Source organism: Desulforamulus aeronauticus DSM 10349 (assembly GCF_900142375.1).
GTDB classification, from domain to species: domain Bacteria; phylum Bacillota; class Desulfotomaculia; order Desulfotomaculales; family Desulfotomaculaceae; genus Desulfotomaculum; species Desulfotomaculum aeronauticum.
Genome location: NZ_FRAR01000011.1, coordinates 76709 through 97254 on the forward strand (window position 1 = coordinate 76709; position 20546 = coordinate 97254).

Genomic DNA, 20546 nt, shown 5'->3' on the forward strand with positions numbered 1-20546 from the left:
AGACCCTCGGCTTGCTTAGTGGCTATTCAAAAGTAATTCCTAGAATCCAAGCGGGTTTTCTTTTGGCCATATTTTTAGTACAGGTTTAGCATTTGTACAGAAGAGGTACTCTTTAAAGAAAGGGTATGCCCAAAAGCCGATGGCCGACGGCTGATGGCTTGACCCAAAGAATTACCCAAGAGCAGGGGGTGTTACCCATTTTCATTGTATTTGAAGGTGTTGACGGATCGGGTAAATCCACCCAACTACACCTTTTGCATAAATACCTTACAGATAAAAAGATTGCAACTTATACCACCAGAGAGCCCGGAGGCACTCCGGTGGGGGAAAAAATTCGTGAATTGTTACTGGATCCCGCTTTTTCCGAAATGCAGGAGCGTACCGAGGCTTTGTTGTATGTAGCAGCCAGAGCACAACTGGTGGCTCAGGTCATTCGTCCTCGGCTAGAGCAAGGGGATGTGGTGTTGTGTGACCGCTATGTTGACTCTACAGTAGCCTATCAGGGTTATGGTCGGGGGATGGATGTAGATTTTTTAGTGAATATTAACAAATTAGGTACTGGTGGCTTACGGCCCCAATTAACCATTCTCTTGGATATCTCCCCGGAGGAGGGGCTAGCCCGCTCCCGCCAAGAGCGCCCGGCAGATCGCCTGGAAAAGGAGTCTTTGGCGTTTTATCAAAGGGTACGTCAAGGATATCTGGGCTTAACCAAGGAAAGCTCAGATTATCTGGTGTTAGATGCTCGGCTCCCCGTAGAAGAACTACACAGGATTATTTGTGATACAGTGGGTGGGATGGTCGGTGCCTAGGATAAATGAGGTTATTGGACATCGGGAAATTGTTCAGACCTTAAAAAATGCGCTGCAAAGAAATAAAGTGGCCCATGCTTATTTGTTTATGGGCCCGTCAGGGGTAGGTAAACAAGTGGTAGCCCGGGCGTTGGCCGGGGCGCTGCTTTGCGAATCGCCAATAGAAGGAGATGCCTGTGGCCACTGCCGTTCCTGTCGCCAGAATGAAGGGGGAAACCACCCGGATTTGCATATCGTAGGGCCTGTGGGGACATCTTTAAAAATTGAGCAGATTCGTGAATTACAAAAACAAGTACAATACAAACCCTATCAAGGTCAACGGCATGTCTATATCATGGAAAAAGTGGACACCATGACTCAAGAGGCAGCCAATAGTTTCCTGAAAACCTTAGAAGAGCCCAGTGGACAAACCGTTTTTATTTTAAGCACCGACCAGCCCTATGCTCTGTTGCCAACCATTCTTTCTCGCTGCCAACAATGCCAATTTCGGCCACTGCGCAACCAAGAGGTAGTCGAGGGGTTAATGAGATATTGCCAGTTGGACAAAGACACCGCTAAAAAGCTGGCCCCCTTGTCCGGTGGTAGTCTGGGGCGAGGTATGCTGCTGGCCGAGGGTGGGGCTTGGCCTCTACGGGAACAAGCGTTGAAAGTAAGCCAAAGACTTATGCAGATGGACGAGTTAGAAGCCTTAAGACTGGCAGAAGAATTATCCGAAGATCGTGGACAAGCGGCAGAATGTTTAGCCATCCTATTATTGTGGTTTCGTGATTTACTAATTTATCATTACACTGAAGACAGGCACCTGCTCATGAATCAAGACAAGCTGGAAATGCTGTTAGATCAGGCGCAGAGGTACAGGCCCGGTCTGTTACTGGCAATCATTGAAGAAACGAAACAGGCCAGGGAGAGAATATTGGCTAATGCCAATACCAGAATGACTCTGGAAGCGTTGCTGTTGAAAATACACTCCTATGGAGGATAGAATAATGCCCGTTAAAGTGGTTGGCGTACGTTTTAAAGTTGCAGGAAAGGTTTACTATTTTGATCCTGGGGAAATTTCTTTAGAAAAAGGGTATCATGTAGTGGTGGAGACCACCCGGGGTATTGAATACGGAGAAATTGTGGTAGGGCCTAAGGAAGTATCTGATGATGAAGTGGTAGCACCTTTAAAACAGGTGTTGCGTAGAGCCACTGAGGAAGATGATCAGCAGTTACGGGAAAATCAGGAAAAGGAACAAAAAGCCTACCAAGTAGCTTTGGAGAAAATCGCCTATCATGAACTCCCCATGAAACTCATTAGTGTAGAACAAACCTTCGACGGTAATAAAATTATTTTTTACTTTACCGCCGACGGGCGCATAGATTTTCGGGAACTGGTAAAAGATTTGGCAGCTGTCTTTCGTACCCGTATTGAATTACGTCAAATTGGTGTGAGAGATGAAGCCAAAATGGTAGGCGGCTTAGGTTGTTGTGGCAGGGAACTGTGTTGCTCATCCTGGCTGTCGGATTTTGCTCCGGTATCCATTCGCATGGCTAAGGAGCAGAATCTATCCCTCAACCCCACTAAGATATCCGGTATCTGTGGGCGTCTCATGTGTTGCTTAAAATATGAAAATGACGTCTATGAGGAAGCCAAGGCAGGTTATCCTGAGATTGGCACCCATGTGTTGGCTCCTGAAGGGGAAGGGAAAATTGTTAACATTAATATTTTTAGGAAAACCGTTGGTGTAGAACTACAGGAAAGTAAGGCTATTCGGGAATATCCTTTAGAAGAGTTAAAAATAAAAAAAGCTCGAGGTGAGTGTAACTGTGGCTGCCCTGCCCGGCAGGATTAATCGATTAGAACAAGCTCTTCGTCAAATCTGTGACGAAGTAGATCGTCTGAAGCTGGAGGTAAGACAGCTGGAGGACGAAAATGCCCGGCTGAGACAGGAAGTAGCGGGTATGTATTTAGAGGAGGGGGCCGAAGGGTTACACCATAAGCCCGGTGCCAAGAACCTCTGGAGTTTATATGATAAGGGGTTTCATGTTTGCAATCTCTACTTTGGTAAAGGGCGAGAGGGAGAATGTATTTTCTGTTATGCCCTAATTAACCGAGGGGAACAAAAGGATGGAGCATAAAGACCCAGGAGTACTGTACCTTTGTGCTACCCCGATTGGTAATTTGGAAGATATTACCCTAAGGGCTCTGCGAATTCTTAAAGAAGTAGACCTAATTGCCGCCGAGGATACCCGGCATACCAGAAAACTCTTAAGTCATTTTGATATTCACACGCCCTTGACCTCTTACCATTCCCATAGCAGTGAAGGAAAAGAAGCACAGCTCATTGAGCGTATCTTACAGGGGGAGCGGGTGGCTCTGGTTTCAGATGCCGGTATGCCCGGGATTTCCGACCCAGGGGCAGACCTGGTAAAAGCTGTACTGGATAAGGGCATTGAAGTGGTGCCCATACCGGGGCCTTCAGCAGGTATTGCTGGGTTAGTGGCCTCAGGGCTGCCTACCGGAAAGTTTGTCTTTGAAGGATTTTTATCTAACCAGCGTAAAACCCGCCGTAAACAACTACAGGCTTTAAAACAAGAGCAACGCACCATGCTATTTTATGAGTCGCCCCATCGACTGGCAGATACACTGCAGGATATGCTGCAGGAATGGGGGGAACGCCCCTGCACCGTGGCCCGTGAATTAACGAAGATCCATGAGGAATTTAAAAGGGATACTCTCGGAGAACTGGCGGCCTATTACAGAGAAAATCCCCCCAGAGGGGAAATCACCCTGATCGTTGGTGGACTGTCTCAGGCGGTAGCCGAACAGGAACAGCAAGCGCAGTGGTCCGAACTTTCTCTGGCAGAGCATGTAGGGAGTCTGGTGGAGCAAGGTATGGACCAAAAAGAAGCACTCAAACAGGTGGCTAAACTGCGGGGGATACCGAAGCGTGAGGTTTATGCGGCGGTGCATGGGAAACAATAGGCGTAACCGGGCTGGTGAGGCCCAAAAGCTGATGGCAGCAGAGGTATATGGGTATTCCTTTGCTCTAAAAGTAAAAGCGAGGGACTTCATCAGTCCCTCGCTTAGTACTTTATACAACTTCCTTAGTAACACTTTCACCCATGGCAATGGCGCATTCACGGCAAACCATTTTCCCTTTATAATGCTGAACATCTGAAGCGTTGCCGCAGAATACGCAAGCGGGTTCGTATTTGCGTAGGATAATCTTCTCGTTATCGACATAAATTTCTAGGGCGTCTTTTTCGTCTATGCCCAATGTACGGCGTAACTCGATGGGGATTACCACCCGACCCAGCTCGTCCACCTTCCGAACAATACCTGTGGATTTCAATCCGCTTCCCCTCCCCTAATTAACTTCGACAATATACCAGAATTTACTACATCTAATCATACCAGTGTTAACCGTAACAGTCAATATTTTACTTTTATTTAGTGTAATTTTTTGACATATCGGAAAGGATAAATATTTGAAGCTTTTGTCGGCATGCCCTAAAGATCATAATCTTAAGGGTCACAAGCAAGCAGGTAGGCGGGTGGGCAGGTAAACAAGCTTCGTTTTTCTAAGTATATTTTAATTTGAATAAGGGAATACTTGACAAGGTATTATTTTGTAGATACAATCGATTTTACAAGCGATGATGGGGATGAGTAAATCGGCGTACCCTTACAGAGAGCGGGATGAGGTGTAAACCCGTAGGGAAGGACGGTTGAACATGGCTCCGGAGCTGCTGGTTCGAAGGCTTTTATTGATTTAGTAGAGCTGGCCGGTCTAAGCACCGTTACTTGCTGTTAGTGCATTGATGCACTACTGAGGCTGTTGCTGCAAAGCAGCAGCAAATCAGGGTGGTACCGCGGGTTAGTAACCCCGTCCCTGCCAAGGGGGCGGGGTTTTTATTTTTTCACTTTTAGAAAGTATAAGATATCTATTGAAAAAAGTAGTAAGAAAAACGAAGGCTTCCGCCTGCGTCAAAGACTTGGCGTACCTTATAGGGCACAAGCAAGCCGAGTTTTTCTAATTTAGAAGGGAAGCGATAATGATGACAAAGCCTAATTTTTACATCACAACACCCATTTATTACCCCAGTGATAATCTGCATATTGGCCATGCTTATACCACGGTGGCAGCCGATTCGATGGCCCGTTTTAAGCGACTAACCGGTCATGATGTATGGTTCTTAACCGGTTCCGATGAACACGGTCAGAAAATTGAACGGGCAGCCAAAAATAAAAATCAAACTCCGAAGGAATATGTAGATCATATTGTGGATGGTTTTAAACGTTTGTGGGAGCGCTTGGATGTTAGTTACAATGATTTTATTCGAACCACCGACGAACGTCATCGGAAAGTAGTTCAGCAATTTTTTAATACGTTGTACGAGCAGGGTGATATTTATAAGTCTGCCTACGAGGGCTGGTACTGCACTCCCTGTGAAACCTTCTTTACCGAGTATCAACTGGCGGATGGTAAGTGCCCGGATTGTCAGCGTGAGGTAGAAAAAGTGCGGGAGGAAAGCTATTTTTTCCGTCAATCCAAATATGCCGAGCGTTGGTTGAAGTTCATTGAAGAGAACCCTGATTTTATTCAGCCGGTTTCCCGTCGCAATGAAATGGTCAGCTTTGTTAATCAGGGACTGGAAGACTTGTGTGTTTCCCGGACTACCTTTGATTGGGGTATTCAGGTTCCCTTTGATCCCAAACATGTGGTATATGTTTGGGTAGATGCCTTAACCAACTATATCTCCGCCCTGGGTTATGGCACCGAAGATGAAGAGCTTTACCGCAAATTCTGGCCGGCGGATATTCATCTGGTGGGTAAAGATATTGTGCGTTTCCATACCATCATCTGGCCCATTATGCTCATGGCTTTAAACCTTCCTTTACCCAAAAAAGTGATCGGCCATGGTTGGCTGCTACTGGATAGCGGTAAAATGTCCAAATCCAAGGGCAATGTGGTAGATCCTCATGTTTTGGTAGATAAATACGGTGTAGATGCCGTGCGGTATTTTCTGTTGAGAGAGTTGCCCTTTGGTTCCGATGGAGTGTATTCCGAAGAAGCTTTGGTAAAGCGGATCAATACCGACTTGGCCAATGATTATGGCAACCTGTTAGCTAGATCCTCTACCATGATGGAAAAATACCAGCAAGGTGTCCTTCAGACTCCCGGGGTACCGGAAGGACCTGATACCGAGCTAATCGATCTGGCTACCAAGACACCGGTGTTGGTACAGGAATACATGGAAAAATGTGAGATTTCCAACGCCCTGGCGGCTATCTGGCAAATGGTGGGTCGGGCCAATAAATATCTAGAGGAAACGGCTCCCTGGACCCTTGCTAAGAATGGTCAAACCGAGCGGTTAAACACGGTTCTCTATAATGTAGCTGAAATTATCCGCTTTGCTACTGTCATGGCGACCCCTTTTATGCCAAACCTACCAAGCCGTGTTTGGCCTCAATTGGGCATTGAAGATAAGCCTGAATTACACACTTGGGAGAGTTTAACCTGGGCCAAACTGCCTGGAGACACCACTGTTAAACGAGGCGAAGTACTTTTCCCGCGGATTGACTTAAAGAGTTTGGAGGTTTAGGATGCTAATTGATTCTCACGCTCACTTGGATAACGAGCGTTTTCATGAAGATAGGGAAGCGGTTATAGCAAAGTGCGGTGAAGAACTAACAGCGTTACTGAATGTGGGCTACGATCTGGCTTCTTCCCAACGCTCCATTCAATTGGCCGAGGCCTATCCGTTTATTTATGCAGCGGTGGGGGTTCACCCCCATGATGCCAAGGAGGCACCTGCGGATTACCTCCAGCAATTAAAAACAATGGCCAGTCACCCAAAAGTGGTGGCCATTGGTGAGATTGGCTTGGATTATTATTATGATTTGTCACCTAGGGAGATTCAAAAGCGGGTATTTCGGGAGCAGCTTTTGTTGGCTAAGGAATTGAATCTGCCGTACATTATCCACAATCGGGATGCTCATGGTGATATCATGGAGATACTTCGGCAAGAAGCACCCTATCCGGCGAACGGAGTGCTGCACTGTTTTTCTGCCAGTTGGGAAATAGCCCAGGAATGCCTAAAGTTGGGACTCTATATCTCACTGGCCGGACCGGTTACCTTTAACAATGCCGGTAAACTAAAGGATATTGCTATCAAAGTACCCCTGGAACGACTATTGGTGGAAACCGACTGTCCCTATTTAACTCCCGCACCCCACCGGGGTAAGCGCAATCAACCCACCTATGTACGGTATGTAGCTGAGCATATCGCCCAGCTCAGGGGGATAGATCCAGCACAAATAGCCCAAATTACCGCCGCCAACACAATCGAATTATTCCGACTACCGCTTATCACCTAACCATCTATCAAATACTCATTGAACTAGCAAAGTGAGGGAATGGTTTGGATAAAGAAAAAGGTTTGGTTTTGGTGTTTACCGGCAACGGCAAAGGAAAGACCACCGCTGCCCTGGGAATGGCCCTCAGAGCCTGGGGGCATGGTATGAAGGTGCTCATTCTTCAATTTATTAAAAGTCAGCAGTGTGGCGAACACTTGGCTGCAGAGAAAATGCAGCCTACCTTAGAAATCCGACCCTTGGGATTAGGTTTTATCAACTTTAACGATCCCGCTGATGTAGCGCGCCAACAGCGGGCAGCCCAAGAAGCCTTGGCCCAGGTTACTACTGCGATGACAAGTGGTGACTACCAAGTTTTAATACTTGATGAAATCCTGTATGCGTTACAGTATGGCCTACTTGAATTAAGCTCTGTGATGGATTTACTAGAACGAAAGCCGGAACACTTACACTTGGTTTTAACCGGCAGGAATGCTCCGGCAGAAGTTATCGAGCGAGCCGACTTGGTTACCGAAATGCGGGAAGTAAAGCATCCTTTTAAACAAGGAATTAGTGCGCAGCAGGGCATAGAATTCTAAAAACAGGTCCACAGACAGTTTTCAACAAGCAAGGAGGAGTCCACATAGCTGCGGCTCCTCCTCTTTTTTATGTCTGTCCGAAGGACACATCGTCAATCAGGGCTGCACAGGTGTTCCAGGTTTCGGGTGTAAAGATAAAACTGATATTGGCAGCCACTGTTCCGGCCGGTGAGGGACCGGATACAGTGAATTGCTGGAAAGCGTTTAGATTAATTTGCTGAGAAGTAAAGACCTGCTGGGCTGTACTGAGGGTGTTGCCCTGGGCATCCAAATATTGAATCTGGGCGGTTAGGGTATAGCCGCAGGGATCGCCCACCACTTCCAAGGAACGGGCCCAGAAGGAAAAGGTGTGGTTAGCTTCGGCTACTACCGGCTCTATTCTACGGAATAAGTCGGCACCTAGGGTGGGGCAAGCACCCAGCATAGCGGCCTGGCCGGTTCTGCCTTGGGGGTAGGGAGCCACGTTGGTGCCATTCCAGCCAGTGGGTACATTGCCGGTCCAATCCTCAAAGGACACATCCTCAATACCCGCAGTGGCGGTTGGCAGGCACCCTTCAGGGAAAGTATTTACATACAATTGCATTTGTTCAACAATTTTTAAGGTGAAGGAAACATCGGCCACCTGATGAATTTTAGTGTGGCGTCTGAGATCAAAGGAAACGTTAATATCCACGTTGCGAAAATCAATTTCGACGTTCTGCCGGTTTCGGACGATGACAGGGTTATTCAGCTTGATGTCTGTAAAAAAATCAATGTCTTCCCCCATGTGGCGAACATTGTCCTCACGATCCACATAGTAGATTTGTTTATGAATCGTGCCGCTAACATTAATTGTTTTAATTTCTCTTTCGTTATGTTTGCATTCTGGATCGCCGAAATGCACCGTTGCTTTGGGGCTGAAGCACCCCCCGTGATTGGTAGATGGAGCGGTATACACCGGCTCGGCCTCTAGATCCCGAACCGACACATCGATGTGATCTACTTTTTTGGCTTGTTCATCCAGGCAAGTGACATTGTCAACGGTAATGGTAGCCACTTGCTCGCCCACTACTACCGGCAGTTTTACTAGGGTGCAGACAGTGCCGTTGGGCATATGACAATACCTCCTTTATTAGTTAGTGGTCAAGCTCGGTATGCAGGCCGGCATGACCGGTGGTATAGTATATTCTAAGTTTGTTAAAATAAAGCAAGTCCCAAGAGGGTTATAAAAAGGAATATTTTACTACAGTGTCTCTTCTACAAAGCAGAAAGTATAAAAACTTCTGATTTGCAGAAGGGTAAATTAGCCTCCGCCAAGTCTTTAGATTGGGCGGAGGCTTAGTTTTTCTAAAATATTTGGCATCTTTTTCCTTCTAGTTGAATATATTGGATGCAGGGTAATTGTGCTAAATCATTCAAGGAGGGAATCGTTATAGCAAGCAAAAATGATATGTGGTGGAATGATAAGGTTTGTCGGCTCCTCTTAGGGGTACTTTTAGTATCTGTTATGTTTATTGGTTACTGTGTATGCTGGGCAAAGCAAGCAGTAATCCTAGTGGACGGACAGAAAATACCGGTGCTGTGTTTGCATGGCACGGTGGCTGATGCACTGGCAAAGGCCGAGGTAACTTTAAGAAGAGCCGATATTGTGGAGCCAGCTGTTCAGGAAAAGCTGCTTAATGGTCAACATATTAAGGTGGTCCGGGTAGAAACCAGAGAGATTATGCGGGAGAGCATACTGGAGTACCAAGTGATTAGAAAACCGGAGCGTACTTTACTTCCTGGAGAACAAAGGGTGCAGCAACAGGGACAGTGTGGTTTGCTGCGTCAATATATTCAGTCCACCTTTGAAGATGGTCGGGAGGTAAAACGGGAGATCTTGAGAAAGGAAATCCTTACTGAACCACAGCCTAAGATTATTGCCTATGGACCGGATTTACCGGTATCCCGCGGCAAGCTCCGGCCCTTGAGTTACGGGGCTATTCTCGGTAACCATAGTGAGGTTAGCGGGGGCGGCAGGGTGATGCAAGCTGTTTCCACGGCCTATACGCATACCGGTCATCGCACGGCTACGGGTATTTATCCCCATGAGGGAGTGGCGGCTGTAGACCCGCAGGTTATTCCTTTAGGAACAAAACTTTATGTCGAAAACTATGGAATAGCCATTGCTGCAGATACTGGAGGCGGCATAAAAGGGAATCGAATCGACGTTTTCTTTGATACTCATCAGAAGGCTATAAACTGGGGTAGACGGACGGTCAAAGTCCAAATTATCGAATAATGAGCATTATTGTTCTTTCGACGACGGCAATTTTTTTGCCGTCGTCTGTTGTTGCAGCAGGGAATTTGTATGAATTTTTGAGAAGGTCAGTCACTGTCCTTGGAAGAATAAGGAATTATGAAAGTTAAAAGCTAAAGAGTTGCTAGTCAACGAAAACCCCCAAGGAGGTGCTCATAGATGAACTGGTGTACAATAGAGTGGCCTACGAAAACCCACCCAACCACAGTGGCCCGTGTGCAGACAAGGCGGTCTGGGAAAAAGGCGACATTAGCCGGATTGCTAGGTATTTTGGTCCTGCTGCTGATGGTAGCTGTAGTAATCTTTTATGCCTGGTGGTCACAGGGGATGAACCTGCCCCAGGCTGCGACTCAAGCTGAGGTTTGGGTAAACCAACTCATTAAAGGGCAAGTGCAGGTTACTTTAACGGTGGGAGGTAAAACCAGTACAGTAGAGACCACCGGTAAAACCGTTCAGGATGTCTTAACGCAACAGGGTATTGTACTGCAGCAGAAGGATACAGTAACACCTGCCCTGACGGTCCTATTAGAAAAGGATATGCCGATTAAAGTGACCAGGGTAGATGTGAGATTGGAAAAGAAAGAGATACCCCTTCCCTTCGTTACAGAGCGACTGGCCAACCCGGAACTTCCCCATGGTTTTACTCGTAAAATAAAAAGCGGTAAAGAAGGGGTGCTACGAGAAACCTGGCAAATACGCTTGGAAGATGAGGTGGAGGTATCCCGAAGTTGCATTGCCAGAGAAGTGGTCCAGGAGCCCGTAAATGGACTCATTCAATACGGTACTCTCAGTACCGTCAGCCGAGGCGGCCAGGATATCAGATTTTCCCGCGCTTTAGAGATGGTTGCCACAGCCTATACCTACACAGGCAATAACACCGCCAGCGGAACCATTCCCGCCCTGGGAGTGGCAGCGGTGGATCCGCGGGTGATCCCCTTGGGCAGTCAGTTATTTGTGGAGGGCTATGGCAGTGCCACAGCTCTTGATACCGGGGGAGCCATTAAGGGCAATCGCATTGACTTATTCTACCCCACAGAAAACCAAGCCCGGCATTGGGGAGTAAAAAGCACGAAAGTATATGTGTTAGATAAATCGTAGTAGGAGTAAAAAGAAGGTATTGTGTTATTACGGAAAGTAAGGTATAACTACTAGTAACTTCATAATTGGCCACAGGGAGCGAAAGCTGAGAAAGGTTAAAGCCCGGCCCTCAAAACCTGATCTGGATAATACCGGCGAAAGGGAATAATCTCGTAGCACTACTAGGTGTGTTTTCCTAAAGAGTATGGGGAAGCATGCTTTTTTGTTTATTGACATAATTACGGCGGCACGGGGTATGCCTATTATTACTTGGCGACAATGGAGCTGCTGTTTAGGAACGCTGGACCTGCTATGGTAGTAACCGCTGTGAAGGGAAAGGATCTCTACAGTGGTAAGCTTGAGACCTGGGAAGCTGGAGGAATGTCTATGCAGTATGCTTTTTTCGTGGACTTTGACGGGACCATTACCTTGGAGGATACCTGTGATATGTTACTCATGCGTTACGGTAACTCGAGGCTATGGGGGATAAACGAACAGTGGGAGAACAAAGAAATATCGACGAGGGAATGTATCACGAATTGCTTGGCAGAAATGAGATTGACGCCGGAGGCTATCCATCAGGTGGTGAGGGAAGCGGCAATTGACCCTCATTTTAAAAGCTTTCTTGCCATGACCCAAGAGCAGGGGTATCCGGTGTATATAGTTAGCGATGGTTATGCTCAGATTATCCAAGGCGTGCTGGCAAGGGAGTGTCTGCAGGTGCCTTATTATGCCAATGAGTTGCATTATGATGACCATTATACAGTGTCTTTCCCGCACTTTGCTAAGGAATGTGGTCGCTGTGGTACCTGCAAAACCAGCCTTATTAAACAGCTGGCAAAGCCAGGGGTGCATAGAGTCTATTTGGGGGATGGTACCTCGGATTTTTGTGCCGCGGCTGGCTGTGACACCATTTTTGCCCGAGGAAAGTTGGCACAGTATTGTCGGGCCCAGCAAATCCCGTACCGTGATTTTCAAAGCTTTCAAGAGGTACTCCTGTGGTGGGAGACAGTAACTAAGGGGTAAAATCCACGGTTGGTTTGAGGCACCGTAGCGGGTGCCTTTTTATATTGGATAACAAATATAGTTGGCAGGTAAATAGACATAAGGGGTATAATACGATTATAAAATATAATTAGGAAGGATCGAAACATCTTTTGCGAGAACTAACTTCACCCACCATGGTTAGGGAAATTATACGTACCCATGGCTTCCATGTGCGAAAATCCCTGGGCCAGAATTTTTTGCTGGATGCCAATATTATTGAAAGGATTGTTCAGCAAGCCAATCTAACCGAACAGGATTTAGTCTTTGAAATCGGCCCGGGTCTGGGAGTGTTAACCCGCCGGCTGGCCAAAGATGCCGGCAAGGTCATTGCGGTGGAATTGGATAACCACCTGCTGCCCATTTTAGCAGAAACCTTGGCTGATTATCCCAACGCCGAAGTGGTGCACGGAGATGCTCTAAAAATGGACTTTGATCGGCTGGCTGAGGAACGGACAGAGGGTACGTTTGGGCCTCAGGGTAAAGGTTACAAATTGGTGGCCAATTTGCCTTACTATATTACCACCCCTATTTTAATGCATCTAATCACCCAGGGTTTTCATCTGGATGTCTTGGTTGTCATGATGCAAAGGGAAGTGGCCGAACGTTTACAGGCTTTACCAGGCACTAAAGAATATGGCAGCTTGAGTATCGCGGTGCAGTACTACACCATACCAGAGATTGTATTGAAAGTACCCAAAACTGTTTTTTACCCCGCCCCGGATGTAGAGTCCGCTGTTATTCGACTAACCCGGAGATCCGAGCCCCCGGTACAAGTTACCAGTGAAGAAGGATTTTTTCGGGTGGTTCGGGCGGCCTTTGGTCAGCGGCGTAAAACACTACTCAATTCCCTTACCGGCTCTGGCCTGGCGAGTAAAGAAATCTGGCAAAAAGTTTTGGCCGAAGCAAATATAGATCCCGGCAGACGGGGAGAGACACTTTCCCTCGAAGAATTTGCCACCCTTGCCAATACTTTTATGCAAGCCAAGCTGCCATAGAGTGATCCAGTGAGGGCTAGTGACTTACCCTATTTCCAAGAGGAATAACCCTTTGCACGCGGAGGCAGTTAAATGGATTTTATTAGCCCTTCCCGAGGGAAAATGAGTTTTGAAGAGATGCTGGAAGACATCTTGGCTTATATCAAGGGGCTCCCCTGCTCCTCCTATCGGCTGGTTGTGGGTACAGATTCCCAAGTGCGCCGCGAGACTTGTTTTGTTACCGCGGTTATTGTTCATCGGTTGGGCAAAGGTGCCCGCTATTATTATCGTAAGGAAATACAAAGAAAAATTAAGAGTCTGCGGCAAAAAATATTTCTCGAAACAAGTCTCAGCCTGGAACTGGGGGATAAAATAACGACTTATTTTTCTCGGGGTGGCATAGCAGAGACCCAGGTGGAAATTCACATTGATGTGGGCCAGCAGGGGGAGACGAAAGAGCTAATTCGGGAAGTGGTGGGGATGGTTACTGGCAGTGGTTTTGAGGCTAAAATTAAGCCGGATTCCTTTGCTGCTTCCAGTGTGGCCGACCGCCATACCAAGTAAAATTATTTTTCAGTAACACTCATCAAGAACTACCATATAGTGATAGTATAGGTGGGATGATCCAGTACCCGAAGTGTGCTGAACCCCCGCAAAAGCTCCGTCAAACCGGGGCTTTTTTATATTGGGGTAGCTCTTTTGGCAGACGATTCACAGAAATCCCCCCCTGCTTCATAAGATGAAGCAAATATGAAAGGGGGGTAAAATTGTGCCTAAAATACAGGTGGGTGACATTTGTGTCCGTAAATCCTACGGCCGGGATTTATTCTTTAAGGTCACCAGTATTTATAGTGGTGAAGACGGTAAGGAATATGCAGCCCTTAAAGGTTTGGATATACGATTATTTGCCAGTTCGTTAGTGGATGACCTGGAAAAAATTGATGTGAGGGAAGTGGCTCAGTACTGGACCACGACTTTGAAGAAAAATGCCGAGATTATGGATCGGGTTATGAGAAGACGTGTGGAAGAAAGACATCAAAGACTGAAAAGGTGTACCGATGGCTACTGTATGTTGGGTCGTGGCGGGGGCGAGGAGGCAAAAGAAAAAACCAAGGATTCTGATGTTGAGGGTTTTGATGTGCCCGGTTCGGTACTTCACCTAGATGGAGATAAAGATTATCTGGATCTCTGCATGACGACCTATCGTAATCTTAACATTCCTGCCTTTGGCTATGCCGTTGATGAGGAAGAACAACCTAAAAAGGTTAGAATGCTGCTGGAAAAACACTACCCAGATATTCTTGTACTAACCGGGCATGATGGTTTAGTCAAGGGCGCCAAGGACCTAAGCAACGTCAAGAATTATCACAATACCATTTACTATATGGAAGCGGTGCGGGTGGCTCGCACTTTTGAAAAAAGCCGTGACGATCTGGTGATTTTTGCCGGTGCCTGCCAGTCCTGCTATGAAGCGATTCTAAGTGCCGGTGCTAACTTCGCCAGTTCTCCGAAAAGAGTATTAATCCATGCCTATGACCCAGTTTTTGTGGTAGAAAAAATTGCGTATACATCCATCCACGATCCCATCGCCATCCGAGATATTATTTCCAGTACCATTACGGGGTTTGACGGTATCGGTGGTGTGGAAACCAGGGGTAAGCACCGACTAGGCGTTCCTAGAACAGAATATTAGCACGGTAGTGTCCCTTCCAAAAAATACAGCATATGATGGTCTAGGATTTTTTAGGGAGGGATTTCCTTTATGGATAACTTATTGCGAACACTAGAGAAGGCCAAGTGGCGAATCCTTGGCAGAAAAAATGTGGTGGGTGTCGGTGTTGGCTACAAACAGGTTGCCCTGCAGCGGACTGAGCAACCGGCGATTATCGTTTTTGTTACTAAAAAAGAAGCTTCGGCTAACCTAACCCGGGAACACCTAGTGCCCTTTAAAATTAATGGTGTAGAAACCGATGTTGTTGAAATCGGAGAGGTTCGCATGCTGGAGGAGGCCCGAACCAAATTAGTTAGACCGGCCCAACCGGGCCTTAGCATTGGTCATTACAAAGTAAGTGCGGGAACCTTTGGGGCTGTGGTTAAAGATCGAGCTACTGGCGAGCCGCTCATTTTATCCAATAACCACATTTTGGCAAATGCCACCAGCGGCAAGGACGGTAGATCTGTCATTGGCGATCCCATTTTACAACCGGGAGAATATGACGGTGGTACTAAAAAAGATCGCGTTGCCACTCTGGTACGGTTCATTCCGATCCAAAAGGGAGAGGCACCGGCTACCTGTCCGGTAGCCAACACGGCCGCCCGTCTAGCCAATATGATAGTGCATACCATCCGCCCTAACTATGAACTAAGGTTCTTTAAAAGGGGGGGCGGCAGCAACGTGGTGGATTGTGCAGTGGCTCGCCCGGTGAGTCGAGATATTATTAGCGATGAAATTATTGGTGTCGGCAAGGTTCAGGGAAAAACGAAAGCTAGGCCTGGCATGACGGTATTTAAGAGTGGCCGCACCACGGGTTTTACCAAAGGTGTTGTTTCGGCTGTAGGAGCAACTATGGAAGTAAAATTGGATGATGATAATTCCGCTTATTTTAGTGATCAAGTGGTTACCGATATGAAGTCCCAGGGCGGTGACAGTGGTTCTCTGGTACTCACGGAAGGAAACCGTGCTGTTGGCTTACTCTTTGCTGGTTCCGATAAGGTAACAATTTTTAACCATATCCAAACAGTGCTGGACAAATTGGAGGTTGATTTATAAAATGATAGTAGCAACCCTGAGATCTTTATCTCGGGGTTATTTTTTACCAATGACTGGTATAGCTAACGAAAACTAAGCATTAAACCATAAAATACTATTATCACCTGAATCAGTTAAACATTTTAAAAAATAGCAAGGGTTACGGCTTTTGTCTAAAAACCCATTTTTTTGTATATTTAGGACAGGCTTACAAAAAGCCCAACATGCCGAGTCCCTAATGAGGGTACGGAGGAACCGATTTTGGGGGTGAATCCCCTTATACAACGATCGAGGGTGTTGAGGAGTTTTCAGTTCAACCAAATACTTGGACTTGAAAGTAATGGTATAACCCTTGTTTTTCAGTGCTTAGGTTACAAGCACTGGTTTTCGTAAGGTAAGGGGTAGGGATTTCCTTGCCCGAACCCGACAGCTAACTCCGGAGGCAAAAGGAGAGGAGAAATGCAAATGCAAGTAAGACTTAAGAAAGCTTATGTGTTCCTGGCTACCCTGTTCCTATTATCTGTAGTGGTTCCCTTTGCCGGTTCCCAGCCTGCCCTGGCTGCAGCAGGCGATGATCAAGAGATCGTGTCCTTGATCAATGCAGCCAGAAGCAAAGCCGGAATGGCGCCCTTGACCTATGATGCCAAATTATCTGTGCAGGCAGCCAACAATTTAGATGTTTACCAGCAAACTTGTAAAAGCCCCAGCAGTAGCACCTTGCTACAGATTGCTAAAAACGGTGGCTATACTTCCATGGGTCAAGCCATCATAAGTGGTAATAATGCTACCACGATTGCCCAAAGTCAGATTAAGTATTATGGCAGTCAAACGGTTTTAAACAGCAAATACAACACCATTGGTTTAGTGGTTGCAGAAACTTCTAAAGGAAAGACTTGTTTACAATTGCTGGGTACTAAGCCCCAAACTCAAAAGCCCACTCAACCCCAGCAACCACAAAAACCTCAGCAGCCAGAACAACCTAAACCAGAACAACCTAAACCAGAACAACCTAAACCGGAGCAGCCCAAACCAGAGCAACCTGCTTCCTTGAATGCTATGCAGCAGCAGGTGGTAGATTTAGTGAATGTTGAGCGAGCGAAAGCTGGTTTGAAACCCTTAGAGGCCAAACAAGACCTTACTTCTGTGGCGCAATTAAAGGCCGAGGATATGTATAATAGCAAATACTTTTCTCATACTTCTCCCAATTACGGTTCTCCCTTTGATATGATGCGTAAATATGGCATCAGTTATCGGGCTGCTGGTGAGAACATTGCCATGGGTCAGCGGACTGCGGCTCAGGTAGTGCAGGATTGGATGAATAGTCCTGGTCATAGAGCCAATATTTTAAACACCAACTACACGGAGATTGGTGTGGGAGTTTATCAGAGTTACAATGGTAATGGGTATATTTGGGTGCAAGAATTTGCCCGTAGGTAAGAAATTTTGGACAAATTATAGTACTTGTACCAAGGCAATTTCCGAATAAAAGAAACAGGGGGAAAAATTTCCTCCTGTTTTTTTGCTTTTTCTTAAGGATTGACCACATTTTCAGCACATTTCTCCAGACAATCCAATATATATATTAAGGAGATATTTTGAAAGGAGGCAATGATCGATGGCCATGAGAAAAAGGCCCAAGCCAAAATTTCGGCAGGATAACAGTTCTACCACAACCGCAGCCCTGGAAACTGAAACAATCAGAGTGCCACAGGTAGTCGGTGAAAATACAGAACAGACCATCGTACGCGGCATTATCTCTGTGCCCACAGCCAAACCAGAGCCTGAAGAAATTTTATCCATCGACTCCATCGTAAAACTAAAGAAAATTAACGTTATTCCCAACAAAGTAATTTTTGAAGCAACCCTCCGCGTGGAAGTAATGTATAGTGCCTTTAAGAAAGACCAGTCCGTGCATACCTTCCATGACAAACTTGATTTCACTGATTTCATTGAGGTGGAAGGTGCCCGCCCAGGGATGGATGTAGAGCTTGACTTTGTTGTGGAGGATGTGAGCCTGACCAGAAATCCCAGATGTGATTGGGATGTTGCTGCGGTTGTTCAGGTAACTGCCAGGGTTACCGAGGATCGTGAAGTAAACGCTCTCACGGAATGTCCTCAGGGATTCCAATGTGAAACTGAAAAATTAAACTTAAAGCAAGTGGTGGGCAGCGCTTCTAAGCAAGTCTTGGTTGATGAGGCCTTTGAACTGAGAAAAGAGTTCCCGGGTATTGAAAAATGCAGAAAGTGCATATGTGATGTAGAAATTAAGCACACCAAGCTCCTTAAGAACAAGGTCATCATTGAAGGTGAAGTGGAAATGGAGTGCGCCTATACCGCCTTGAAAGATGACCAATCTGTTCATACCTTTGACCACACCCTCAAATTTAATGATTTTGTGGAAGTCAGGGGCGCTGAACAAGGTATGGAAGTGGACGTAGATGCCATCGTAGAGTCCTGTGAAGTAGATGTTGGACGCGATTGCAAGATGGAACCTACCATCGTAATCCAGTTAAAAGTAAGAGTGCTGGAAGAGCGTTCAGTAGAGGTCATTACCGATATTGAAGGTGCCGATGTTGAGACTGTCAACCTGCAAATTGAAGATCTGGTGGCTCAGGAATGCAAGCAAGTTATAGTGAAGGATGCCAAGGAGCCGCCGTCCCAGAAACCGGACATTGACAAGGTTAAGGAAGTTATCGCTAGTGATGTTATCATCAAGGACATCGATGTCATCAAAGATAAGGTTTTGATGAAGGGTGAAATTGAATTTGAAATTCTCTATACCGCTATGAACAAGGACCAGTCGATGCATATGATTCACCGGAAGGTGCCCTTTAAAACCTTTATTGATGTTCCCGGTGCCCGCCCGGATGACCATGCAGACATTGATGTAGAAGTTGAATGGGCTAACGCTAAGCTAAATGAACACTGCGAGCTAGTGATAGAAGCGGTCCTTAATGTTTGCGCTAGAGTTACCGAGTTGATGGAGCAGCCCGTTGTGGTGGGCTTTACTCCCAGACCTACCACAGCACCGCCCACGACGGCTCCCGAAGCCTGTGTGCCGGGAACCATCTTTAATTATACGATCGTTAAGGGAGATACCCTAAGTAAATTGGCCCAACGTTATGGCACTACCGTGTCGGCCATTATGGCTATTAACCCAGAAATTCAAAACGCCAACCTGCTTACTGTGGGCCAGACCATCAAGATTCCTTGTGAAGCCAAGGGTTAATTATAAATTATTTATAAGGAGGTACAACAATGCCTAACGGTAACGAAAGCGTTGCATTACCATTTGGTGGATGTGTATTGGTTAAGTTGCCCATTGTAATTGCCGATATTGTAGATTCCATTACAGTGGATAACGTCACCTGCCTGGATGAACAGGCTAAGAAAGTGGATCATATCGATGTTAAAGTCGAGGACTTAGAAGCTGATCCTGTATGGAGCGGTCTGATCAGCCCTAGCAACCCGCATTATAGGCCGCCTTGCACCAGCACCAAGGCAACTTTCCATGCCTACGATCCTGAACCTTGTGGGGTCAGACAATTAAGAAGTGTTAATATTCACGGCAATATTCACAAGCAAATTTACTTTGTTAATCGTAATGATGAGGTAAGACACATGGGCGAAGATATTCCTTTCACTTGCAATATTAAGCCTGATCAAGATATCTTCGTCGAAAACTCGGGTAATGTGGACTTTGAGTTTAAAAATGTGGATATTGAAGTAAGTTTCCATTTGCCCCGGGCTACCCGGATTCAGCAGGTAGCTACCGTTAGCTTTACCCTGAAGATTACCGAAGATCAGCAAATCTTCATTCAAACATGTATTCCAAACGGTGGCTTAATTGGCACCCAAGTATTATCCAACACAAGCTTTGAAACCTTTACCGGTTGCACTTTGAGTGAAGGTTGGGGTCAGTCTAACGCAGCAGCAGGGCAACCCGGTAGAAACGGTGGCTATTCCGTTGGTCTGGGTGGCCAATTGCAAAATCCTGGGGGTACGGGAACCCCTTGTAGCGTTAGTGCAGGAGAACAGGCATCTATTTTCCAAAGCATTCCTGCGGCAACCCTGCGCCCAGGTCTTGTTTATGAATTTTGCTTCTGGGTACGGGATAACGTTAACGGCCAAATTGGTGTGATGGAAAATTATAACGTTGAAGCTAGGATTCGCTTCCTGGATGCAAGTGGTCAAACCATTAATTCTGTGAAAACAGAAAGACGTAGTGCTACTCAAATTACCAATGCCTGGTCTCAAGTTTGCTTTACTTCTAACCCTGTTCCCGAAGGAACTACCTCTGGAGTGGTAGAGATTGTATTTATTCCTGAAACGGGGAATACCGCTTTTGTGCTAATCGATGATGCCACGTTAACTGTTAAAAGTGCCACGTAATAAATAATCCACCTTTATTTTACAAAGCCGTCCAAACTCTGGACGGCTTCCCTATTTATACCGTTCAATCCAGGCTGCAGCTTCGGTCACTTATGGATTTACTTCACATATATTATAGTGGTAGCTTTTTTAGCCTATCGAAGGTAAAGTACTTTCCGATAGGCATAGGGTAAACCAAGCTTTCGCCCTGGGGTGGGGTTCTGCAAAAGCTTGGCGGAAGACAAGTTTTTCTAACACTTTCTGGAAGTATAAAAACTCTATTGAAGAAAGTATAAGAA

General features: G+C 46.3%; 20 protein-coding genes, 1 riboswitch and 1 other annotated feature. Of the genes, 18 read left to right on the forward strand and 2 right to left on the reverse strand.

The genetic code is table 11. The features are described from left to right. The first annotated feature begins 188 nt into the window (after positions 1 to 188). From tmk to rsmI, 5 genes are read left to right on the forward strand one after another with little or no spacing between them, the layout of a single operon-like run. Positions 189 to 809 (forward strand): dTMP kinase, encoded by a 621-nt coding sequence (gene tmk / locus BUA78_RS07400; RefSeq protein ID WP_072912861.1) that lies wholly within the window; start codon positions 189 to 191, stop codon positions 807 to 809. Then, positions 802 to 1791 carry a DNA polymerase III subunit delta' gene (holB, locus tag BUA78_RS07405; RefSeq protein ID WP_072912648.1) on the forward strand — a complete coding sequence of 330 codons (990 nt, stop codon included), beginning with the start codon at positions 802 to 804 and terminating at the stop codon, positions 1789 to 1791. The genes tmk and holB overlap by 8 nt, the downstream gene beginning before the upstream one ends. Positions 1792 to 1795: 4 nt before the next feature. Next, positions 1796 to 2644, forward strand: coding sequence for a PSP1 domain-containing protein (locus BUA78_RS07410; RefSeq protein ID WP_072912650.1), 849 nt, complete (start codon positions 1796 to 1798; stop codon positions 2642 to 2644). Further along, on the forward strand, positions 2619 to 2930 hold the full coding sequence (locus BUA78_RS07415; protein WP_072912652.1) for an initiation-control protein YabA: 312 nt from the start codon (positions 2619 to 2621) through the stop codon (positions 2928 to 2930). Before BUA78_RS07410 ends, BUA78_RS07415 begins: the two co-directional genes overlap by 26 nt. Then, a complete protein-coding gene (gene rsmI, locus BUA78_RS07420; protein ID WP_072912655.1) occupies positions 2920 to 3777 on the forward strand; it encodes a 16S rRNA (cytidine(1402)-2'-O)-methyltransferase in 858 nt (285 codons plus the stop codon). The genes BUA78_RS07415 and rsmI overlap by 11 nt, the downstream gene beginning before the upstream one ends. Before the next feature lie 109 nt (positions 3778 to 3886). Here rsmI and BUA78_RS07425 read toward each other — a convergent pair whose 3' ends face one another. Continuing rightward, the gene (locus tag BUA78_RS07425; RefSeq protein WP_072912658.1) at positions 3887 to 4147 is read right to left on the reverse strand and encodes an AbrB/MazE/SpoVT family DNA-binding domain-containing protein; all 261 of its coding nucleotides are present in this window, start codon (positions 4145 to 4147) and stop codon (positions 3887 to 3889) included. Positions 4148 to 4442: 295 nt separating this feature from the next. Next, positions 4443 to 4692: a binding site (T-box leader), on the forward strand. A gap of 161 nt (positions 4693 to 4853) precedes the next feature. Between BUA78_RS07425 and metG the strand changes: the two genes are divergently transcribed. From metG to cobO, 3 genes are read left to right on the forward strand one after another with little or no spacing between them, the layout of a single operon-like run. Further along, on the forward strand, positions 4854 to 6401 hold the full coding sequence (gene metG / locus BUA78_RS07430; protein ID WP_072912863.1) for a methionine--tRNA ligase: 1548 nt from the start codon (positions 4854 to 4856) through the stop codon (positions 6399 to 6401). 1 nt (position 6402) lies between these two features. Then, the gene (locus BUA78_RS07435) at positions 6403 to 7176 is read left to right on the forward strand and encodes a TatD family hydrolase (RefSeq protein WP_072912661.1); all 774 of its coding nucleotides are present in this window, start codon (positions 6403 to 6405) and stop codon (positions 7174 to 7176) included. 44 nt (positions 7177 to 7220) lie between these two features. After that, a complete protein-coding gene (gene cobO, locus BUA78_RS07440; RefSeq protein WP_072912665.1) occupies positions 7221 to 7751 on the forward strand; it encodes a cob(I)yrinic acid a,c-diamide adenosyltransferase in 531 nt (176 codons plus the stop codon). Positions 7752 to 7818: 67 nt separating this feature from the next. Here the strand turns inward: cobO and BUA78_RS07445 are convergent, their stop codons facing one another. Further along, positions 7819 to 8844 (reverse strand): hypothetical protein, encoded by a 1026-nt coding sequence (locus BUA78_RS07445; RefSeq protein WP_072912668.1) that lies wholly within the window; start codon positions 8842 to 8844, stop codon positions 7819 to 7821. A gap of 441 nt (positions 8845 to 9285) precedes the next feature. Here BUA78_RS07445 and BUA78_RS20820 point away from each other — a divergent pair, with 441 nt between their 5' ends. From BUA78_RS20820 to BUA78_RS07495, 10 genes are all read left to right on the forward strand, one after another. Further along, complete coding sequence (locus BUA78_RS20820; RefSeq protein ID WP_274377379.1) at positions 9286 to 10011, forward strand: 3D domain-containing protein; 726 nt, start codon at positions 9286 to 9288, stop codon at positions 10009 to 10011. A gap of 177 nt (positions 10012 to 10188) precedes the next feature. Further along, a complete protein-coding gene (locus tag BUA78_RS20825) occupies positions 10189 to 11127 on the forward strand; it encodes a 3D domain-containing protein (protein ID WP_072912672.1) in 939 nt (312 codons plus the stop codon). Between the two features lie 366 nt (positions 11128 to 11493). After that, positions 11494 to 12132: an MtnX-like HAD-IB family phosphatase gene (locus BUA78_RS07460; RefSeq protein ID WP_072912865.1), complete on the forward strand. Its 639-nt coding sequence runs from the start codon at positions 11494 to 11496 to the stop codon at positions 12130 to 12132. Positions 12133 to 12263: 131 nt separating this feature from the next. Then, entirely contained in the window at positions 12264 to 13148 is an 885-nt protein-coding gene (gene rsmA, locus BUA78_RS07465) for a 16S rRNA (adenine(1518)-N(6)/adenine(1519)-N(6))-dimethyltransferase RsmA (RefSeq protein WP_072912675.1), read from the forward strand. A 72-nt stretch (positions 13149 to 13220) separates the two neighbouring features. Continuing rightward, positions 13221 to 13691 carry a ribonuclease H-like YkuK family protein gene (locus BUA78_RS07470; RefSeq protein WP_072912678.1) on the forward strand — a complete coding sequence of 157 codons (471 nt, stop codon included), beginning with the start codon at positions 13221 to 13223 and terminating at the stop codon, positions 13689 to 13691. 205 nt (positions 13692 to 13896) lie between these two features. Beyond that, a complete protein-coding gene (gene yabG, locus BUA78_RS07475; protein ID WP_072912681.1) occupies positions 13897 to 14820 on the forward strand; it encodes a sporulation peptidase YabG in 924 nt (307 codons plus the stop codon). A 69-nt stretch (positions 14821 to 14889) separates the two neighbouring features. Next, a complete protein-coding gene (locus tag BUA78_RS07480) occupies positions 14890 to 15897 on the forward strand; it encodes a chymotrypsin family serine protease (RefSeq protein WP_072912684.1) in 1008 nt (335 codons plus the stop codon). A 194-nt stretch (positions 15898 to 16091) separates the two neighbouring features. Further along, positions 16092 to 16335: riboswitch (cyclic di-AMP (ydaO/yuaA leader) on the forward strand. 6 nt (positions 16336 to 16341) lie between these two features. Further along, positions 16342 to 17313 carry a CAP domain-containing protein gene (locus BUA78_RS07485; RefSeq protein ID WP_072912867.1) on the forward strand — a complete coding sequence of 324 codons (972 nt, stop codon included), beginning with the start codon at positions 16342 to 16344 and terminating at the stop codon, positions 17311 to 17313. A 178-nt stretch (positions 17314 to 17491) separates the two neighbouring features. Beyond that, a complete protein-coding gene (locus BUA78_RS07490; RefSeq protein WP_072912687.1) occupies positions 17492 to 19105 on the forward strand; it encodes a DUF3794 and LysM peptidoglycan-binding domain-containing protein in 1614 nt (537 codons plus the stop codon). 29 nt (positions 19106 to 19134) lie between these two features. Then, positions 19135 to 20268: a hypothetical protein gene (locus BUA78_RS07495; protein WP_072912690.1), complete on the forward strand. Its 1134-nt coding sequence runs from the start codon at positions 19135 to 19137 to the stop codon at positions 20266 to 20268. The last annotated feature ends 278 nt before the right edge of the window (positions 20269 to 20546 follow it).